This is a genomic window from Pseudomonas sp. 05T35 (assembly GCF_056396605.1).
In genome coordinates this window covers 1-1,434 of the sequence record NZ_JBFTLU010000712.1, presented here as the reverse complement: position 1 = coordinate 1,434, position 1,434 = coordinate 1, and the positions used below count along the sequence as shown (strand labels likewise).

Below are 1,434 nucleotides of genomic sequence, written 5' to 3'. Positions count from 1 at the left end.
GGCATAGGCTTCGGCTTCGTTGCGGGCGCGCTCCTGGTCGGCGCGGGCCCGCTGCACATCGTTGAACGCATCGATCACCTGTGGCGGCGGATCGACCCGTTGCAATTGCACCTGAGTGACGAGAATCCCGGCCTGTTCGCGGTCCAGCAACTGCTGCAGCAAGTCGCGGGTTTCATCGGCGATCTGCGCACGCTTGTCGGACATCACCGACTGAATCGGCGTACGCCCAATCACTTCGCGCAGCGCGCTTTCGGCCGCGAGCTTCACCGAGCGCTCCGGGTCGCTGATTTTGAACAGGTAGAGTCGCGCGTCCTTGATCCGCCAGAACACCGTGCAATCGGCTTCGACGATATTTTCGTCACCGGTGAGCATCTGCTTGTCGCGCGCGCCATTGCTCGCAGCGCTCTGCACACTGGTACTGGAGCCCAGTTGCAGCTGATTGACCTGAGTGATCTTGGGTAGCAGGACGGTTTCGACAGGATAGGGCAAGTGATAATGCAGCCCGGATTCGGCGGTCTGCTGCCAACGCCCGAAGCGCAGCACAATGCCCTGTTCATCGGGCTGAACCTTGTAGATGCCGGAGCTGATCCAGGCCAGCAAAACCAGCCCGCCGATCAGTGCCAGTCCCCGTCCGCCGAGATCCATCACGGCCAGGTCGTAACCCAATCGCTTGAGCAGCCGACGCATTGGGCTGACGGGCTCGACAGGAGCAAAGACGGGACTATCGGTCATGCAATGGCTCCATGTCGTCAAATGACGAGCGCCCATTCGGGGGCGCCAAGGCGCGCAGAGTACCTGAACCCAAAACCGCGAAAATGAATATCCTGTCATGTTCACTGTACAAAAAACGCTCAACTGCTGCCAAGCCTTGGCCGCTCTGGCCCGCAGCCAACTGCGCGCACCTTATCCACAGCCCCGTCCACAGTCTTTGGGGGCAAGTGCAAATCTTGAGACGCGCGATCTACAAGGCTTTGCGGGTAGATTTGAAAGTTTTTTGCTTGACCTGGGCACTGACAAGTGTAGCCAGCATCGGTCAGTGCGACCGAGCAGTCACCAAGACGATAGCTACACGCCAGTCATTACGGCCCTTTGCCAAGTCTTTCCAGAGTTTAACCACAGACTTATCCACAGGCTGTGCAACGACTTTCCAACCGTTGGGCACCGCTAACAAAAAGGTTGACAAGGCTTACTCAAGACCGCTGAAAAATGCCTGATCAAAAAACAACCACAACCCTGCAAGCCACGCCGCTAAAGGCCTTCAGGCAGTTGCTCCCATGTTACCCACAGCCAGTTCCACAGCAAACGGGGACAAGTCAAAACTGTGGAAAAACAGCTATTTGCAGCGGCTTTATGTCGCGCTTTAACAGGTTGCGAATATTGTTTTCCACAATTCCCGATAGAACACCACCGACACTTGTGGGAGCGAGCCTGCTC

1 protein-coding gene is annotated in these 1,434 nt (G+C 57.1%); it reads right to left on the bottom strand.

What is annotated here, in order from left to right; translation table 11 throughout:
• A partial coding sequence (gene hflK, locus AC1DH9_RS29125) for an FtsH protease activity modulator HflK (RefSeq protein WP_477809335.1) occupies positions 1–732 on the bottom strand: 732 nt, incomplete at its 3' end.
• Positions 733–1,434: the final 702 nt, after the last annotated feature.